Annotated in this window: 14 protein-coding genes; 7 read left to right on the forward strand and 7 right to left on the reverse strand. The window is 65.8% G+C overall.

The features are described from left to right. The first annotated feature begins 90 nt into the window (after positions 1–90). Positions 91–981 carry a LysR family transcriptional regulator gene (locus QMX96_RS07610; protein ID WP_043861217.1) on the forward strand — a complete coding sequence of 297 codons (891 nt, stop codon included), beginning with the start codon at positions 91–93 and terminating at the stop codon, positions 979–981. Here QMX96_RS07610 and QMX96_RS07615 read toward each other — a convergent pair. From QMX96_RS07615 to QMX96_RS07640, 6 genes are all read right to left on the reverse strand, one after another. Then, positions 978–1,469: a winged helix-turn-helix transcriptional regulator gene (locus tag QMX96_RS07615; protein WP_043861218.1), complete on the reverse strand. Its 492-nt coding sequence runs from the start codon at positions 1,467–1,469 to the stop codon at positions 978–980. The genes QMX96_RS07610 and QMX96_RS07615 overlap by 4 nt on opposite strands. 122 nt (positions 1,470–1,591) lie before the next feature. Then, positions 1,592–2,884: a 4-aminobutyrate--2-oxoglutarate transaminase gene (gene gabT / locus QMX96_RS07620; RefSeq protein WP_043861219.1), complete on the reverse strand. Its 1,293-nt coding sequence runs from the start codon at positions 2,882–2,884 to the stop codon at positions 1,592–1,594. A gap of 52 nt (positions 2,885–2,936) precedes the next feature. Beyond that, positions 2,937–4,397: an NAD-dependent succinate-semialdehyde dehydrogenase gene (locus QMX96_RS07625; protein ID WP_054914469.1), complete on the reverse strand. Its 1,461-nt coding sequence runs from the start codon at positions 4,395–4,397 to the stop codon at positions 2,937–2,939. A 245-nt stretch (positions 4,398–4,642) separates the two neighbouring features. Continuing rightward, positions 4,643–6,196 (reverse strand): PucR family transcriptional regulator, encoded by a 1,554-nt coding sequence (locus QMX96_RS07630; protein WP_100632735.1) that lies wholly within the window; start codon positions 6,194–6,196, stop codon positions 4,643–4,645. A gap of 129 nt (positions 6,197–6,325) precedes the next feature. After that, the gene (locus tag QMX96_RS07635) at positions 6,326–7,327 is read right to left on the reverse strand and encodes a polyamine ABC transporter substrate-binding protein (RefSeq protein WP_229590265.1); all 1,002 of its coding nucleotides are present in this window, start codon (positions 7,325–7,327) and stop codon (positions 6,326–6,328) included. A 257-nt stretch (positions 7,328–7,584) separates the two neighbouring features. Continuing rightward, entirely contained in the window at positions 7,585–8,976 is a 1,392-nt protein-coding gene (locus QMX96_RS07640) for an aldehyde dehydrogenase family protein (protein WP_282361498.1), read from the reverse strand. 106 nt (positions 8,977–9,082) lie between these two features. Here QMX96_RS07640 and QMX96_RS07645 point away from each other — a divergent pair, with 106 nt between their 5' ends. The 6 genes from QMX96_RS07645 to QMX96_RS07670 all read left to right on the forward strand — a co-directional run bounded on the left by QMX96_RS07645 (position 9,083) and on the right by QMX96_RS07670 (position 15,172). Further along, a complete protein-coding gene (locus QMX96_RS07645) occupies positions 9,083–9,955 on the forward strand; it encodes a LysR family transcriptional regulator (RefSeq protein ID WP_043861265.1) in 873 nt (290 codons plus the stop codon). Between the two features lie 118 nt (positions 9,956–10,073). Further along, positions 10,074–10,820: a hypothetical protein gene (locus tag QMX96_RS07650; RefSeq protein WP_043861224.1), complete on the forward strand. Its 747-nt coding sequence runs from the start codon at positions 10,074–10,076 to the stop codon at positions 10,818–10,820. An 87-nt stretch (positions 10,821–10,907) separates the two neighbouring features. Further along, positions 10,908–11,123, forward strand: coding sequence for a PLD nuclease N-terminal domain-containing protein (locus tag QMX96_RS07655; protein WP_282361499.1), 216 nt, complete (start codon positions 10,908–10,910; stop codon positions 11,121–11,123). Positions 11,124–11,253: 130 nt separating this feature from the next. After that, positions 11,254–13,197, forward strand: coding sequence for a LodA/GoxA family CTQ-dependent oxidase (locus QMX96_RS07660; RefSeq protein ID WP_282361500.1), 1,944 nt, complete (start codon positions 11,254–11,256; stop codon positions 13,195–13,197). Positions 13,198–13,202: 5 nt separating this feature from the next. After that, entirely contained in the window at positions 13,203–14,261 is a 1,059-nt protein-coding gene (locus QMX96_RS07665; RefSeq protein ID WP_229590264.1) for an NAD(P)/FAD-dependent oxidoreductase, read from the forward strand. A gap of 86 nt (positions 14,262–14,347) precedes the next feature. Beyond that, complete coding sequence (locus tag QMX96_RS07670; RefSeq protein ID WP_282361501.1) at positions 14,348–15,172, forward strand: ABC transporter ATP-binding protein; 825 nt, start codon at positions 14,348–14,350, stop codon at positions 15,170–15,172. Here the strand turns inward: QMX96_RS07670 and QMX96_RS07675 are convergent. Continuing rightward, positions 15,140–15,940 (reverse strand): IclR family transcriptional regulator, encoded by an 801-nt coding sequence (locus QMX96_RS07675; protein ID WP_229590123.1) that lies wholly within the window; start codon positions 15,938–15,940, stop codon positions 15,140–15,142. The two genes, QMX96_RS07670 and QMX96_RS07675, sit on opposite strands and share 33 nt — an antisense overlap. Between the last annotated feature and the right edge of the window lie 50 nt (positions 15,941–15,990).

Genomic DNA, 15,990 nt, shown 5'->3' on the forward strand with positions numbered 1-15,990 from the left:
GTGTTGCGCCATTACATATATTTGTTAAGTTGATTTTTGAGATGGATTGATCGATAAACCTCAACAATTCCCCCTTTTGCCGGAGTCAGCATGACCGTCAAGCAACTGCGTGCCTTCTGGGCAGTGGCCCAGAGCCTGAGTTTTGCGGTGGCCTGCGAGCGTCTGCACCTGTCGCAGTCGGCACTGAGCCTGACCATCAAGTCGCTGGAGGAGGGCCTGGGCGGGCGGCTGTTCACGCGCACCACGCGCAACGTCACGCTGACCCCGGAAGGCGAATCGCTGCTGCCCCTGGCGCGCCGCCTGCTTGCCGACTGGGACAACGCCGAGGACGAGATCCGCCAGCGCTTCACCCTGCAGCGCGGGCGCGTGACCATTGCGGCGATGCCGTCGTTCGCCGGCAACCTGCTGCCGCCCATCCTGAAGAACTTTCGCACCCGCTACCCGAACATCGGGGTCACGGTGAACGACGTGATCAACGAACAGGTGCTGGAGATGGTGCGTGACCGCCAGGTGGAACTGGGGGTGGCGTTCGAACCGTTCGAAGGCTCGTCGCTGGTGTTCTCGCCCCTGTACGTCGACCGGTTCACTGCCGTGGTGCCGCTGGATTCGCCCCTGGCCGCGCTGGATGAAATCGACTGGCAGACCTTGCTGCAGCAGCCGTTCATCACCTTGCAACGGCCCTCGAACGTGCGCGTGATGCTCGAAGAGCACCTCAAGGCGCGCGGCATGAAGCTGGCGGTGGAGTTCGAGAGCCATCAACTGGTGACAGTGGGTCGCATGGTGGCCAGCGGGCTTGGGGTCAGCGCGGTGCCGGCCCTGTGCGCCGGCCAGATGCACGAGCTGGGCGCGCGCTGCATCACCCTGCGCGACCCGGTGGAACGTGCCATCGGGGTGCTGAGCAAGCCGGGCCACGAACTGTCGGCTGCGGCCCAGGCGTTGTTCGACAGCCTGCATGAACAGCAGGCCGAGGCCAGGCGCTAGACGGCGGCGAGCAGGCTGCGCAGGGGCACCTTGTTCTTCATCACCGGCGACTTGATCACGATGTAGCTGAAGTACTTCTCGATGCCGATGTTCTGGTCGAGGATGGTTTCCATCAGCTCCTGGTAATGCTGGATGCTGCTGGTCAGAAAGCGCACCAGGTAGTCATAGCCACCGCTGATCAGGTGGCATTCGAGCACTTCGTCGATGTTGCGAATGCTCGATTCGAATTTCTGAAAGTCGGAGCGTTTGTGGTCGCTCAGTGTGACTTCGGTGAAGATGGTTACCGAGTTGGCGAACTTGGCCAGGTTCAGGTGGGCTTCGTAGCCGCTGATATAGCCTGCCGCCTCGAGTCGCTTGACCCGTTGCAGGCACGGGCTGGGCGACAGCCCCACGGCTTCGGCCAGGCTGACGTTGGTCATGCGGCCGTCTTTCTGCAACTGGACCAGGATGTTGATATCGATCCGATCGAGCTTGGTTGCCGCTTCCATTCCTGACTCCTGAAATGCGGGATGACAAAAAAACACACTTTCACCCACGGGGCCTTCGCTGGCAAGGCCGCTCCCGGTGGGAGCCGGCATTGCCAGCGAAGGTGGCGCCGCAGAGGGGCGGATTACGCCGTAGCGCGGGTCAACGCCTGGTCGAGCATGCGCAGCGCTTCGGAAATCTGCGCCTCGGTGGTCACCAGCGGTGCCAGGAAGCGCACCACGTTGCGGTACACGCCGCACTTGATCACCAGCAGGCCGGCTTCACGGGCCTGGTCGATGATGGCCTGGGCCAGGTTCGCGTCCGGGGTCTGCGCGGCGTCGTCGGCCACGATCTCGATGGCCTGCATGAAGCCCAGGCCACGCACGTCGCCGATGCACGGGTAGCGGTTCTGCAGGGCCAGCAGGCCTTCACGCAGTTGCACCGCACGCTGCTCGCCCTGGGCCAGCAGGTCTTCTTCCTCGAACAGGTCCATCACCGCCAGTGCAGCCGCGCAGGCCACGGCGTTGCCGCCGTAGGTGCCGCCCAGGCCGCCCGGGGTCGGCGCGTCCATGATCTCGGCACGCCCCACCACACCCGACAGCGGCATGCCGCCGGCCAGGCTCTTGGCCACGGTCACCAGGTCAGGCTGGATGCCCGAGTGCTGGAAGCCGAACGGCTTGCCGGTACGCCCGAAGCCGGCCTGGATCTCGTCCAGGATCAGCACGATGCCGTGGCGCGTGCAGCGTTCGCGCAGGGCGCGCAGGAAGGCATCGGGGGCGCGCAGGAAGCCGCCATCGCCTTGCACCGGCTCGATCAGGATGGCCGCCACGCGGTCGGGGGCCACGTCGGTGGCGAACAGGTGGTCGAGTTCGGCCAGGGCGTCGTCACTGCTCACGCCGCGGTATTCGTTGGGGTAGGTGGCGTGGTAGATCTCGGCCGGGAACGGGCCGAAGTTCTGCTTGTACGGCTGGCTCATGCCGGTCAGGGTGACGCCCAGCAGGGTGCGCCCGTGGAAGCCGCCGCGAAACGAGATCACCGCCGGGCGGTTGGTGTAGCCACGGGCGATCTTGATGGCGTTCTCCACCGCTTCGGCGCCGGAGGTGAACAGCACGCTCTTGTAGGCTTCGCCGCCACCGACCATGGCGTTCAGGCGCGCTGCCACGTCGATGTACGACGCATAGGCCACCACCTGGAAGCTGGCATGGGAGATCTCGCCCACCTGGCGGCGCACGGCCTCGACCACACGCGGGTGGTTGTGGCCGACGTTGAGCACGCCGATGCCGCCGACGAAGTCCAGGTAGCGCTTGCCGTCCACGTCCCACAGCTCCGAACCCTGGGCGTGGCTGACCACGATCGGGTGGGCGGTGGCGATGCCGCGGGGTACGTGCTGCTCGCGCAGGGCCAGCAGGCGTTGATTTTCAGTCAGTGCAGAATTCATGGTGCAGCTCCATTAACTAACGATGGTGTCAGGGGTTCGGGAACGCAGGTATTCAGTCGAGGCCGCCCATGTGCCAGGCCTTGATTTCGAGGAACTCGTCCAGGCCGTACTTGGAGCCTTCACGGCCGGTACCGGACTGTTTCATGCCGCCGAACGGTGCCACTTCCATGGAGATGATCCCGGTGTTCAGGCCGACCATGCCGAACTCCAGGCGCTCGCCCACACGCCAGGCGCGGCGCATGTCCTGGGTGAAGTAGTAGGCGCCCAGGCCGAACGGGGTGGCGTTGGCGATGGCCAGGGCCTCGGCTTCGTCCTTGAAACGGAACAGCGGGGCAACCGGGCCGAAGGTCTCTTCGGTGGCCAGCAGCATGTCGGTGGTGGCGTCCAGCAGCACGGTCGGCTGCACGAACAGGCCGGTGTCGTCGGGCATGCCGCCAATCGAGATGCTGGCGCCTTTTTCCACCGCATCGCCGATGTGGCTGGCTACTTTTGCGACGGCGGCGGCGTTGATCAGCGGGCCGATGGTCACGTTCTCGCCCAGGCCATCACCCACCTTCAGCTCGGCCACCGCAGCCCGCAGGCGCTCGGCGAAGCGGTCGTAGATGCCGTCCTGCACCAGAATGCGGTTGGCGCACACGCAGGTCTGCCCGGCGTTGCGGAACTTGCTCAGCATCACCCCGGCAATCGCCAGGTCGAGGTCGGCGTCGTCGAACACGATGAACGGCGCGTTGCCACCCAGCTCCAGGCTCAGGCGCTTGAGGGTGTCGGCGCACTGGCTCATCAGCAGCTTGCCGATGCGCGTGGAGCCGGTGAACGACAACTTGCGCACGGCCTGGTTGGCGGTCACTTCGCTGCCGATGCCGGCAGGCAGGCCGGTGAGCACGTTGAACACCCCGGCCGGGATGCCAGCACGATCTGCCAGTACCGCCAGGGCCAGGGCCGACAGCGGGGTCATCTCGGACGGCTTGACCAGCACGGTGCAGCCGGCGGCCAGGGCCGGCGCGCATTTGCGCGTGATCATCGCGTTGGGGAAGTTCCACGGGGTGATGGCCGCCACCACGCCGATCGGCTGCTTGAGCACCAGGATGCGGCGGTCGTTGGTGGGCGCGGGGATGGTGTCGCCGTAGATGCGACGGGCCTCTTCGGCAAACCATTTGACGAAGCTGGCGCCGTAGCCGATTTCGCCGCGCGACTCGCTCAGGGGCTTGCCTTGTTCGGCGGTCATGATCAGCGCCAGGTCTTCCTGGTTTTCCAGGATCAGGCTGTACCAGGCTTCCAGGTGACGTGCGCGGGTGGCGGCGGGGACTTCGCGCCAGCTTTCGAAACGGGCCTGGGCGGCCTCGATGGCGCGTCGCGTCTCGGCGGCGCCGAGGGCCGGGACCCGGGCGATTTCGCTGCCGTCGGCGGGGTTGATCACGGCAATCGTTTCGCCGTTGTCGGCATCGATCCAGCTGCCATTGACGTAAGCGCGTTCGACAAGCAGCGAGGGGTCACGCAGTGTGCTTTTCAACATGGAGAGGGTGCCTTCTACGGGTCCGGTGAATGGCACGATTGTAAGAACAGGCACGCAGTGACCGATGCCGAGATGACCGCTTGGGCCAGGCATAAATGCCGTATTGAGGAGGTTGGCAGCACACTATGCTGCGGGGGTGGTCGAGGTGTCTCCAGCGCCGGTCAAGCCCGCTCCCGCAAGGCCACTGACGGCCTGCTGGAGCGGGCCTGGCCCGCCACCGGGCGGTACAGGCAGCAGATTGTTTGTCAGGCGTCGTTCTGCAGGCGGTACATCTCGGTTGCCACCTGCAGCTGAAAGCGCGCCTGCGGGTTCTCCATCGACAGCTGCAGCAGCTCTTCGATGCGCTCCACGCGGTAGCGTAATGTGCTGATGTGGATGTCCAGGCAGCGGGCGCTGCTGGCCAGCTGAAAGCCTTCGCTGGCCAGGGTGCACAGGGTTTCCATGAGCATGGCGCCGTTCTTGTGCCGGGTCAGCGGGGTCACCAGGCGCTCCAGCAGCATGCGCCGTGCATCGTCGTCGCCCATCAGCGCCCGCGGAAACAGCACTTCGTCAAACCCATGCAGCTTGCCCGGGCGCAGCAGCGGCAGCAGGGTGGCCACATCCCCGGCGCCCTGGGCCATGCCTGCCACGCCCCGGTGCACGCGGCTGGCGGCCATGGCGCCGCCGTCCAGTCGAATATGCTTCCAGATCGACTCGGGCACCACATCGGCCGGCACGATCAGGCTGATCTGGTTCAACGACACCGACAGCAGGGGCGCGATTCCCAGCCCCTGCATGATCTCGGTGATGCGCTCGGCCTGCTCCTTGCGCCGCTGGAAGCCCTCGCGGCTGAGGGGAATCGGCTCGTCCAGCAACACCAGGCACACGCGGTAGTCGCGGGTATGACACCAGCCGGACACCAGCGCACGTTCGATGGCGCGCGGCGTTTCGGGGAACTTGCCTTCCAGCAGCCCTGCCACCAGGGCATGGCCGAGGCGGTTTTCCTGGTCCAGCAATTCGCGTTGATGGGACAGCTGCAGGGCGGCGATCAGCGCAGCATGTTCCACTGCGCGGCAGTGCAGCTCCTCGAAGCTGTCCCGCTGGCCCTTGAGCCACACCACCCCGACCCGCTCGCCCTGCAGGCGGATGGGGCAGCCCAGGCGAAATGCGCCGGCATCGGCGTCCAGCTCCAGCACCTGCGGCTCGACCCCCTGCAGCAGGTTGGCCTGCTCGTTCAGGTGGCGCATCACGGCAAGCTCCACGGCGTCATTGGCCGGCTCGCTGGCCCCCAGCACACTGCCGGAGCTGGCCACGATCAGCGCCGGCAGTTCCAGGGCGCTGGTGAGGGCGCTGGCCAGGCTCTGCAGGTTGTCGGCCTCGATGGCAGCGCGGGTGAGCATGCGGTGGATAAGGTCGGAGCGACGGATGATGCGGGTCTGGAAGTTGATGATCTGTTCGAGAACCTGCTGGGTGATGTCGCTGAAGGCGACTTCCCAAGGCAGTTCCAGCAAAGGGAAACAGCAGCGGTCGGCCTCTTCGATGGCCGCCTGGGGGAAGTGTTCGTGAAAGTGCGGGACTGCCATCACGACCCCGGCCAGGCCCAGCTCGGCCAGGCGGCGAACCATGTCGCGGCATTTTTGCGGGTCTTGCGGCCAGTTGTAGCCGGTGGTCAGCAGCAGGTCGCCCTTTTTCAGCCAGTTGAAGATGTCGGGGTGATCGACGATATGCACCCACGCCAGGTCGCGGTCCAGGCATTGCCTGCCCGCGACCACGGTGGCCTGGCTGAGGGAGGTCTGTTCCAGGGCTGTGGCGAGTTTCATGTGCAATCCACGATCCAGACACGATAGGGGATCGCAGTCTAGCGGACTGGACATGGCTGCGGGGAGGGCCCTGGACAGGAGAATAGAACCTGTGCGCTGATCATCCATGAGGCGCACAGGGAGGGGAAATCAGGACTTGCTAGCCCAGGCGTTGAACTTCTGTTCAAGCGTTTCTGCGTTCTCGAGCCAGAACTCGACGTTTACCCGCAGTGCATTCTTCTGGTTCTCTGCCGCGGTGGGCAGGTCGTCAGCCAGCGACTTGTCGAGCATTTCGGCGGCCTTGGTGTTGGACGGGCCGTAGGCCATCTGCTCGGTGTAGAGCTTCTGCTGCTCAGGCTGCATGGCGAACTTGATGAAGTCGTAGGCCTTGTCCAGGTTCTTGGTGCCGCGCGGGATGGCCCACTCGTCGAACTGGTACAGGTTCTGGTTCCAGACGATCTTCAGGTTGCTGCCGCTCTGCTGTGCAGCGTGGATGCGGCCGTTGTACGAGGACGCCATCACCACATCGCCAGCCACCAGGTACTGCGGCGGCTGTGCACCGGCTTCCCACCACTGGATGTACGGCTTGATCTCGTCCAGTTTCTTGAAGGCGCGGTCCACACCTTCTTTGGTGCTGAGCAGCTTGTAGACTTCGGCAGGCGGCACGCCGTCGGCCATCAGGGCGAATTCCAGCGAGCCACGGGCAGATTTGCGCAGGCTGCGCTTGCCCGGGAATTTCTTCACGTCCCAGAAGTCGGCCCAGCCGGTAGGGGCGACTTTCAGTTTGTCGGCGTTGTAGGCCAGCACGTTGGACCACACGAAGATACCGACGCCACAGCCGTCGTCACTCTTGGTGCCTTCGATCCAGTCGCCCGGCGTGCCGAGGCGTTCGTAGTCGAGTTTTTCGAACAGACCTTCTTCACAGCCACGGGCACGGTCGGTGTCTTCGGTATCGAGCACGTCCCAGGTCACGGTCTTGGTGTCGTTCATGGCGATGAGCTTGGAGATTTCACCGTTCCACTCGCCAGCGATCACCTGGGTCTTGGTCTTTTCTTCGTAGGGCTTGTAGAACGCGGTGACCTGCGCGGCCTTGCTCGCGCCACCATAGGAGATCACCGTGAGCTTGTCGGCAAAGGCACTGTTGGCCAGCATCAGGCCACCGAGCACGGTGAGGGTGAAGAGTTTTTTCGACATTCGAACGCTCCAATCAAGACTGTTATTTCGAGTTATGTTTGGCAGTTGCAAGCGGGCGCAAAATAGATGAAAGGTGCTGATTTTTATAGTGGCAAGGTGCCTGCTGTGTTTGAGAGTGAGTTGAGGCTAATGGATAAGCGCTGCCATGGGTATCTATTAAACGCAGGATAAGCCTATTTTTTTATCCTGCGCTTTATAGGAAGGTGCTTCGTACTTTAGTGGCGATCGAACCATACGGTCTGCGCGTTGCAGAACTCGCGAACGCCGAAGTGCGAGAGTTCGCGGCCAAAGCCGCTCTTCTTCACGCCACCGAAGGTCACGCGCGGATCACTGGCGCTGTAGCCGTTGATGAACACGCCGCCGCACTCCAGTTCGTCGGCCAGTTGTCGGGCCAGTGCCGCATCGCGGGTGTACACGGTCGAGGTCAGGCCGAATTCGCTGTCGTTGGCCAGCTGCAGGGCGTGGCGCGCATCCCGGGCAGTGATGATCGAGGCCACCGGGCCGAACAGCTCCTGGCGGAACGAGGTCATCTGGTCGGTGACGTCGGCCAGTACCGTGGGCGCGTAGTAGTTGCCCGGGCCGTCGACCTTGTGCCCGCCCAGCAGCAGCGTGGCGCCTTCGGCCAGGGTGGCCTGGACCTGCTGGTCGAGCTCGTCGCGCAGGTCATGACGCGCCATCGGCCCCAGGTAGGTGTCGGCCAGCAACGGGTCGCCCATCACCAGCGCGCGGGTTTTCTCGACGAACTTGCGGGTGAATGCCTCGACCACGCCGGCTTCGACGATCAGCCGCTTGGCTGCCGCGCACACCTGGCCGGTGTTCTGGTAGCGGCCGATCACGGCAGCCTGTACGGCGGCATCCAGGTCGGCATCGTTCAACACGATGAACGGGTCGGAGCCGCCCAGTTCCAGTACGCATTTTTTCAGCGCGGCACCGGCCTGGGCACCGATGGCGGCACCGGCACGCACGCTGCCGGTAAGGGTCACGGCGACGATGCGCGGGTCGACGATGGCCCTGGATACGCCCTCAGGCGTCACGTTGAGCACCTCGAACACACCTTCGGGGAATTCGGCCTGCTGGAACGCATCGCGCAGCAGGTAGGCCGAGCCCATCACATTGGGCGCGTGCTTGAGCACGTAGGTGTTGCCGGCGATCAGCGCGGGTACCGCACCGCGCAGCGCTTGCCACAGCGGGAAGTTCCACGGCATCACCGCGAGGATCGGGCCCAGTGGGCGGTATTCGATGTGGGCCTTGGCGTCGGGTACCTGGGTCGGCTCGGGGGCCAGCATGGCCGGCCCGTTCTCGGCGTACCACTCGCACAGCTGGGCGCACTTTTCCACTTCGCCGCGGGCCTGGGCCGCAGGCTTGCCCATTTCCAGGGTAATCATCCGCGCCATGGCCTGGGCGTTGTCGCGCAGCACGCCGGCGAGTTTCACCAGCAGGGCCGAGCGGGTGGCCAGCGGGGTACGCCGCCAGCCGGCAAACCCGGCAGCGGCGCGGCCCAGGGCGGCGTCCATCAGTGCGTCGGTTTCATAGGCGTAGTGGCCGATGCGTTCACCGGTGGCCGGGTTGATCGAGAGGGCATGGGTATGGCTGGTTATGTCGGTCATGGCGGGCGTTCCTGTCAGAAGGGAAACAGGGGCCCAGCGTAATGCCGTGCTAATCTTTCGAAAACTGAATAATTAAAACGGTTTCTTTCACGTTTGGAGAATGTTTTTGGACCTGGTACAGCTTGAGATTTTCACCGCCGTGGCCGAGCACGGCAGCATCAGCGCAGCCGCCCAGCACATCCACCGCGTGCCGTCGAACCTGACCACGCGGATCAAGCAGCTGGAAGCCGACCTGGGGGTGGAGCTGTTCATTCGTGAAAAGCTGCGCCTGCGCCTCTCGCCGGCCGGCTGGACCTTCCTGGAGTACGCCAAGCGCATCCTGGCCTTGGTGCAGGAGGCCCGACTGACCGTGGCGGGGGAGGAACCCCAGGGGGCGTTCTCGCTGGGCTCGCTGGAAAGTACCGCAGCGGTGCGCATCCCCGCGTTGCTGGCGGCCTACAACCAGCAGTACGCCAAGGTCGAGCTGGACCTCTCCACCGGGCCGTCGGGCACCATGATCGAGGGCGTGCTGTCGGGACGCCTGGCGGCGGCCTTCGTCGACGGCCCGGTGCTGCACCCCTCGCTGGAGGGCGTGCCGGTGTTCGAGGAGGAGATGGTCATCATCGCGCCGCTCAACCATGCGCCGATCCACCGTGGCCAGGACGTCAACGGGCAGAGCATCTATGCGTTCCGGGCCAACTGTTCGTACCGCCATCATTTCGAGCGCTGGTTCACCCAGGATGCCGCCGTGCCGGGCAAGATCTTCGAACTGGAGAGCTACCACGGCATGCTCGCCTGCGTGAGCGCAGGGGCGGGGCTGGCGCTGATGCCACGCAGCATGCTCGAGAGCATGCCGGGGTGCGCCACGGTCAGCGTGTGGCCGATGTCGCAACGTTTTCGCTACCTGCGCACCTGGCTGGTATGGCGCAGCGGCACGGTATCGCGCAGCCTGGCGATGTTCGTGAAACTGCTGGAGGAGCGGGGCGCGGTGCTCCAATAGTGCGGCGTGGCGCCACTGCGGTCTGGCGGTTATCGCACTTTTTACGTTTTTTCGGCTCTATTCATCGCCAGGCCGCGTCGATCCCCAACGCGGCCCGTGAATCCAGACCCCGGTGCCGATGGTTTATCCGCTTTGCGTTCCACCCCAGCGCGTGCTGCGCCGGCTGTTGCTGGCGGGTACGCTGATGGCCTGCGCCGCTGGCTGTACCCAGCAGCAGGGGCGCGATATCGCCACCCAGCTGGGCAACGGCCGGCCCCAGGAACTGTTCCAGACCAGCGTCGATCGCATGGCCACACTGTCGATGCAGGACAACCTGCAGAGCCTGTACCTGTTGATGAGCAAGCTGTACCTGCGCAACCCCAACCAGTGGCGCGAATCGGGCTTTCTCGATGCTGCCAGTGCCGAGCGGCAGATCCGCCAGGCCATCGAGCAGCGCCAGGCCTTGCCGCAGCTGGGCGAGCGCCGCGACCTGGCGGCACTGAGCTATGCCCTGAGCCCGGAGTTCAGGGGCGATCGCGTTGGCGCGTTCATCTACGCCATCGGCAGCATGCTGGTGACCGCCCATGGCGGGCGTACCGAATTCTTCATCACCGACACCATCGACCCGCAGTTCGTCAGCAACGCAGCGCGCAACATCGAGAAGGCCACCTGGCTGCTGAGCCAGCGCCAGGATGCCAATGGCGTGCTGTTGCTGTTCTCCAACGAAATCTCCGAGGCGGGCAGCAACCTGAGCTTTGCCGTGGAGTTCGGCAAGATCGTCGCGCGCCTGGACCTGCTGACCCAGATGCTCGACGAGCGCTACCGGCGCATCGGCCTGAACTATGCGCAGAGCCTGTTGCTGATGAACTTTCTGCCGGTGCAGTGAGGTGTCTGCCTGGCGCCTTTGGGCGCAGATTCACTGAACCATCGCGGCGTCGCCTGACCTAACGCAATACCATTCGGGAGATGACGCATGCAAAACAACGGTTATATCTGGATCACATTGGCGGTAATCCTGGCCCTGGTGGAACTGTGGGCCATCAAGAGCATCATCGGCAGCAAGAGCAGAGCCGACCGCAAGATGTTGTGGATCGTGCTGGTGGTGTTCGTGCCGCTGGTCGGCCTGATCGTGTGGGGCGTGGCGGGGCCCAAGGCGATCAACAACAACGCGGCCTCTCGCAACGGCTGACTCAACGGCGCAAATTGAGCTTCGGATTGCTGGCTGATATGGCCATTTGACACCCCTCCATTCGCCATCTAGCGTTGAGCGCGAAATTGCGCATTCGCGCAGACCCCACTGGCAAGGAGGCTAGACGGCCATGATCAGCCCGGCATCGATCAAATCCATTCGTGTGCACCCAGGGCTCGGCGTTGCCCGTGTCGGCAACGCCGATGGCGATGAGGAGTACGTACTCGCCGCGCAAGTGCCAGGGGCACTGGCCAGCAGCGCCGACGGGCAATTTCGCGATGCCAGGGGCCAGGTGCGGCGCCAGGCCGTGCGCTTTCGCCTCTATGCCGAACTGCACGACGGCACCGTACAGGAGCTGAGCCTGGACGACGGCGTGCAGATCGAATGGACCGTGGAAGTCGCCAACCTCAAGGCCGGCTGGTACGCCTTCGAAAACGCCATGGACCTGCCCGGCCAGTACGCCATCGCCGAAAAACGGCGCAACCCGCACGTGACCGGCGCGCAGCGCCAGGCCCTGGACATCCGCCCCGGCCCCAGGACCATCAGCGGCCGCCGCCAGCAAGGCAAGCCCTTTCATTTCGACACCGGCACCTTCCACGGCAAACCCGTGTACCTGGGCGAACTGCGCACCGACGAGGCCGGGCGCCTGATCGCTTTCGGCGGGCACGGCCACAGCGCACCGCGGGTGGACAAGACCCCACCGACGACCTTCGCCAACAACGACGACTGGCACGACGACGTGTCGGACGGCCCGGTGTACGCACGGGTGACGTTCAACAACGGCCAGCGCCTGGATGCCGAGCCCGGCTACCTGGTGGTGACGCCCCCCAACTACGCGCCAGGGCTGTTCGGCGTGGTCACCATGGAAGAGGTGGTGCGCGACCTGTTCGTGCGCCAGGGTCAGCTGCCGGCCGAACCGGGCTGTTCGTTCACCCGCGATATCTGGCCGATCTTCGAGCGCATGACCCACATGCAGTGGACCAACCAGGGCCTGTTCATGCTCAGCGGCCACGGTTCGCCACTCGATACCCAGAACCCCGACGTGGTGGCCCGGCTGGCCGACCCCGGTGAGGCCAGTGCGGACTTTCGGCGCAAGGTCTTCGCGCTGTTTCGCGACCCCGCCAGCACCGCCGAGTTCGCCCCGGCGCTGTTGCCCCTGTACGGCGACTATTACGGCGACTATGACCTCGACCCCCAGCCGCCATCCGCGGTCGGGCTCGCGGTCACCCCGCTGATGTACCAGGCCTTGAGCCAGTGGGTGCAAGGCGAATTCGTCGCCGACTGGCAGGGCGCGCCGGTGCCGGCAGACTTCGACACGCTCGAACCGCGCGCCCAGGCCCAGGCGCTGGACCGCGCCGGCCTGCATGAATGCCTGGGCGGCCCGTTCCACCCGGGCATCGAACTGACCTGGTTCATGCGTGTGCCCAGCGTGTGGCGCAGCCCTTATCGCCTGGCGGTACTGCCCCAGGGGCAGGCGGTGCGCCAGGATTTCGGGGACGAACTCACGCCACAGGTGTGCCTGGCACCCCAGGGCCCGCTGGACGGCGTGGGCCCGGGTTCGCTGACCCGCGCGCTGGGCGTGCCGTGGCAGACCGACGAGGCCTCGTGCCTGTCGGATGCCGAGTACGAGCCCAGTACCTACCTGTCGTTCCCCAGCTACTGGGGGGCCCGCGTGCCCAACCAGGTACTGAGCAGCGAGGCGTGGGAGCGTGTGGGCGCAAGACGTACCACGCCAGCGCAGCAGCTCAAGCATTTTTCCTACCGCGAGGACTGGCTGCGCGACCTGAAGGGCAGCTACTTCACGCGCATCAACCTGATGGTGAGCCACTGGTGGGAGTTGGGCATTCTGCTGGCCCACGACGCCACCCCCGAGGCGACCGCACTGGGGTTGCCGGCGCGGGCCTGGATCGAAAGCGGGCGGCCCGAGCGGGTCACCGGCTCCAATGCCAAGCTCGACCTGCTGGCGGTGATCGAGGCCCTGGATTCGCCGCCACCGTTGCTGGGCGAGACCGAACTGGAGCCGCCCAGGCAGAAGGTACCGCCACGTCGTCGGCTGCGCAGGGACGAGATTTGAACCCCGTGCACGACGTGCTGGTGGTGGGCGCCGGGCCGGCCGGCACCGCGCTGGCCATCCGCCTGGCGCAGGCCGGGTTGCAGGTGGGGCTGGTGGAGCGTGAACCCGAGGCGGCGCTGCGCCCCGGCGAGTGCCTGTCTCCCGAGGCGTTGCCTGCACTTGCCGCACTGGGGCACGCCGACCTGCTCGACGACAGCACCGTGGCGCGACGCTGCTGCGGCGTGCAGTCGATCTGGCTGACCAGCGAGCCGGTATTTCGCGACTACTTCTGCGAGCGCGCCGCCCATGGCGCGTTCCTGGAACGACGGGTGTTCGACGCCCGGCTGCGGGAAAGGGCGGCGGCGCTTGGGATCACCCGTGAAGACGACGTGCGGGTGACCCATGCCGATTTTGCCGACGACAGCATTACCCTGGGCGGTCGGCGAGGTGAACACCCCTGGCGCGGGCAGGCACGTTTCGTGGTGGATGCCACCGGCAAGGCCAGTTGCATCGCCCGGCTCGGCGGGGCACGGCGCCAGCGCCTGAGTCGCCAGGTGGCGGTCGCGGCGCGCCTGCCGCGAGGTGGCTCGGAACTGGCCGACACCGAGTGGCTGCTGATCGAGGCCGATGCCCAGGGCTGGTGGTCCGGGGCCACCACCGCCAGCGGCCAGCGTCACCTGGTGCGCTTCTTTCCCGGCGGTGACGGTCAGCGCACCGCGCCGCAGTTGGCCGAGCAACTGCAGCGCACGCGCCTGATGCAGCGCTATGCAGGTGCCGACGAACTGGCCGCAGCGCAGGTTCAGGTACTGGATGCCGGCTGCAGTGCACTGCAGCGCTGTGCATCGGCGCACTGGCTGGCGGTGGGCGAGGCGGCCATCGCCTTCGACCCGGTGTCGTCCCAGGGCCTGACCCACGCGCTGGGTGCCACCGACCTGGCTGCCCGCGCCATCCTGGCCAGGTTGCAGCAGGGCCGTCTGGACCTGCTGCACCAGTACGACCGGCACACCCGTATCACCCTGGGGCATTCGCTCAAGGGCCTGGCGCGGCACTACGCGCAGTGCCAGCCGTTGATGGCCGCGGGCTGAGGGCAGGGCGCCGGCGTTCCGGATTGCGGAATAAATTCCTCATCTGCAATACTGGCGCCGAATCCCTTCACTGGAACACCCTCTCCATGACGTATCGCCTGCAGGCTGACGCCGTGACGCTTCGCTACGACCAGCGCACGATCTCCACGGACCTTTCGGTGGCTATCACCGAAGGGTCCTTTACCGTCATCGTCGGCCCCAATGCCTGTGGCAAATCCACCTTGCTGCGGGCCTTGTCGCGCCTGCTGGTGCCTTCGAGCGGCACGGTGCTGCTCGATCAGGTCGATATTCACACGCTCGCGGCCAAGGACGTGGCCCGGCGGCTCGGCCTGCTGCCCCAGAGCGCGGTTGCGCCCGACGGCATCACCGTGGCCGACCTGGTGGCCCGCGGGCGCTACCCGCACCAGTCGTTCCTGCGCCAATGGTCGCAGGCCGACGAACAGGCCGTGACCGCAGCCATGCAGGCGGCGCAGGTCAGCGAGCTGTCCGAGCGCCTGCTGCAGGAGTTGTCCGGCGGCCAGCGCCAGCGGGTATGGATCGCCATGGTGCTGGCGCAGCAGACGCCGGTACTGCTGCTCGACGAGCCCACCACCTACCTCGATATCGCGCACCAGATCGAACTGCTGGAGCTGCTGGCCGAGCTCAATCGCCAGGGCCGCACCATCGTTGCGGTGCTGCATGACCTCAACCAGGCGTGCCGCTATGCCTCGCACCTGATCGCCATGAAGGCCGGCGCCATCGTCGCCCAGGGCGACCCGGCGCGCATCTTCACCGAGGCCCTGGTGCAGGAGGTGTTCGGCGTGGCCTCGATGATCATCGCCGACCCGGTCAGCGGCACGCCGCTGCTGGTGCCCTTGTCGCGCGAGCGGGCGATGGTGTCAGGCGCCTTGCCACGGCAGGCCGCCGGTTGACTGGTTGACCCGGCTGGCCGCCCGGAACAGCGCATCGCGGTCTTCGGGCGTCTTGAGCTGACCCAGGTCGGTCACCGTGGTCACCACACACACGATCTCGCCCTGGGCGTCGAACACCGGCGCGGCCTGCCCGGTGACATTCGACAGCAGGTGGCTGGTCTTCTCGGCCCAGCGGCTGCTGCGCACCTCGTCCAGCACAGCCTTGGCCGGCGCCGTGCCGCGAAAGTGCGCCGGTTGCAGCTTGCGCGCCGCATCGATGGTGGCCTTGGGCAGGAAGGCCTGGAACACCAGCCCGCAGGCGGTGTTGTCGATGGGCAGCACGTCGCCCAGGGCCAGCGGGTTGATCGAGAAGAACGCGCTGCGGTACCAGCGCACCAGCGTCGGGCCACGGTCGGTCCAGATCGCCACGCCGCCGCTGGCCGCATGCTGGTGGGCCAGCGCCTTCATGTGCTGCGCGGCGATCTCCACTGCATCCACCCGCTTGAGCGCACCGATACCGATGCTCAGCGCCGCCGGGCCCAGGTCGTACAGGCTGCTGGCCGGGTCCTGCCTGGCCAGGCCCTCCTTGACCAGACTCTGCAGATAGCGGTGCGCGGTGGACGCGCCGGTCTGGGTGCGCCGCGCCACTTCCCCCAGGGCCAGTTCGTGCTCGGCGCTGGCCAGTACGTTGAGAAAGCGGGCGGCGATGGCGACGGACTGAATGGTGCCCGAACGTTTTTCGCCCGGCGCGTGCGGGGCGTCATCCGCAGCTGGAATGGTTTTTTTCAACGGGCCTCTCCTCATCGCCGGCTGGCGGCTGTTCCTCATCAGGCATCAAG

The organism is Pseudomonas sp. PS01300, from assembly GCF_029960155.1.
In the GTDB taxonomy this organism is placed as follows: Bacteria; Pseudomonadota; Gammaproteobacteria; order Pseudomonadales; family Pseudomonadaceae; genus Aquipseudomonas; species Aquipseudomonas palmensis.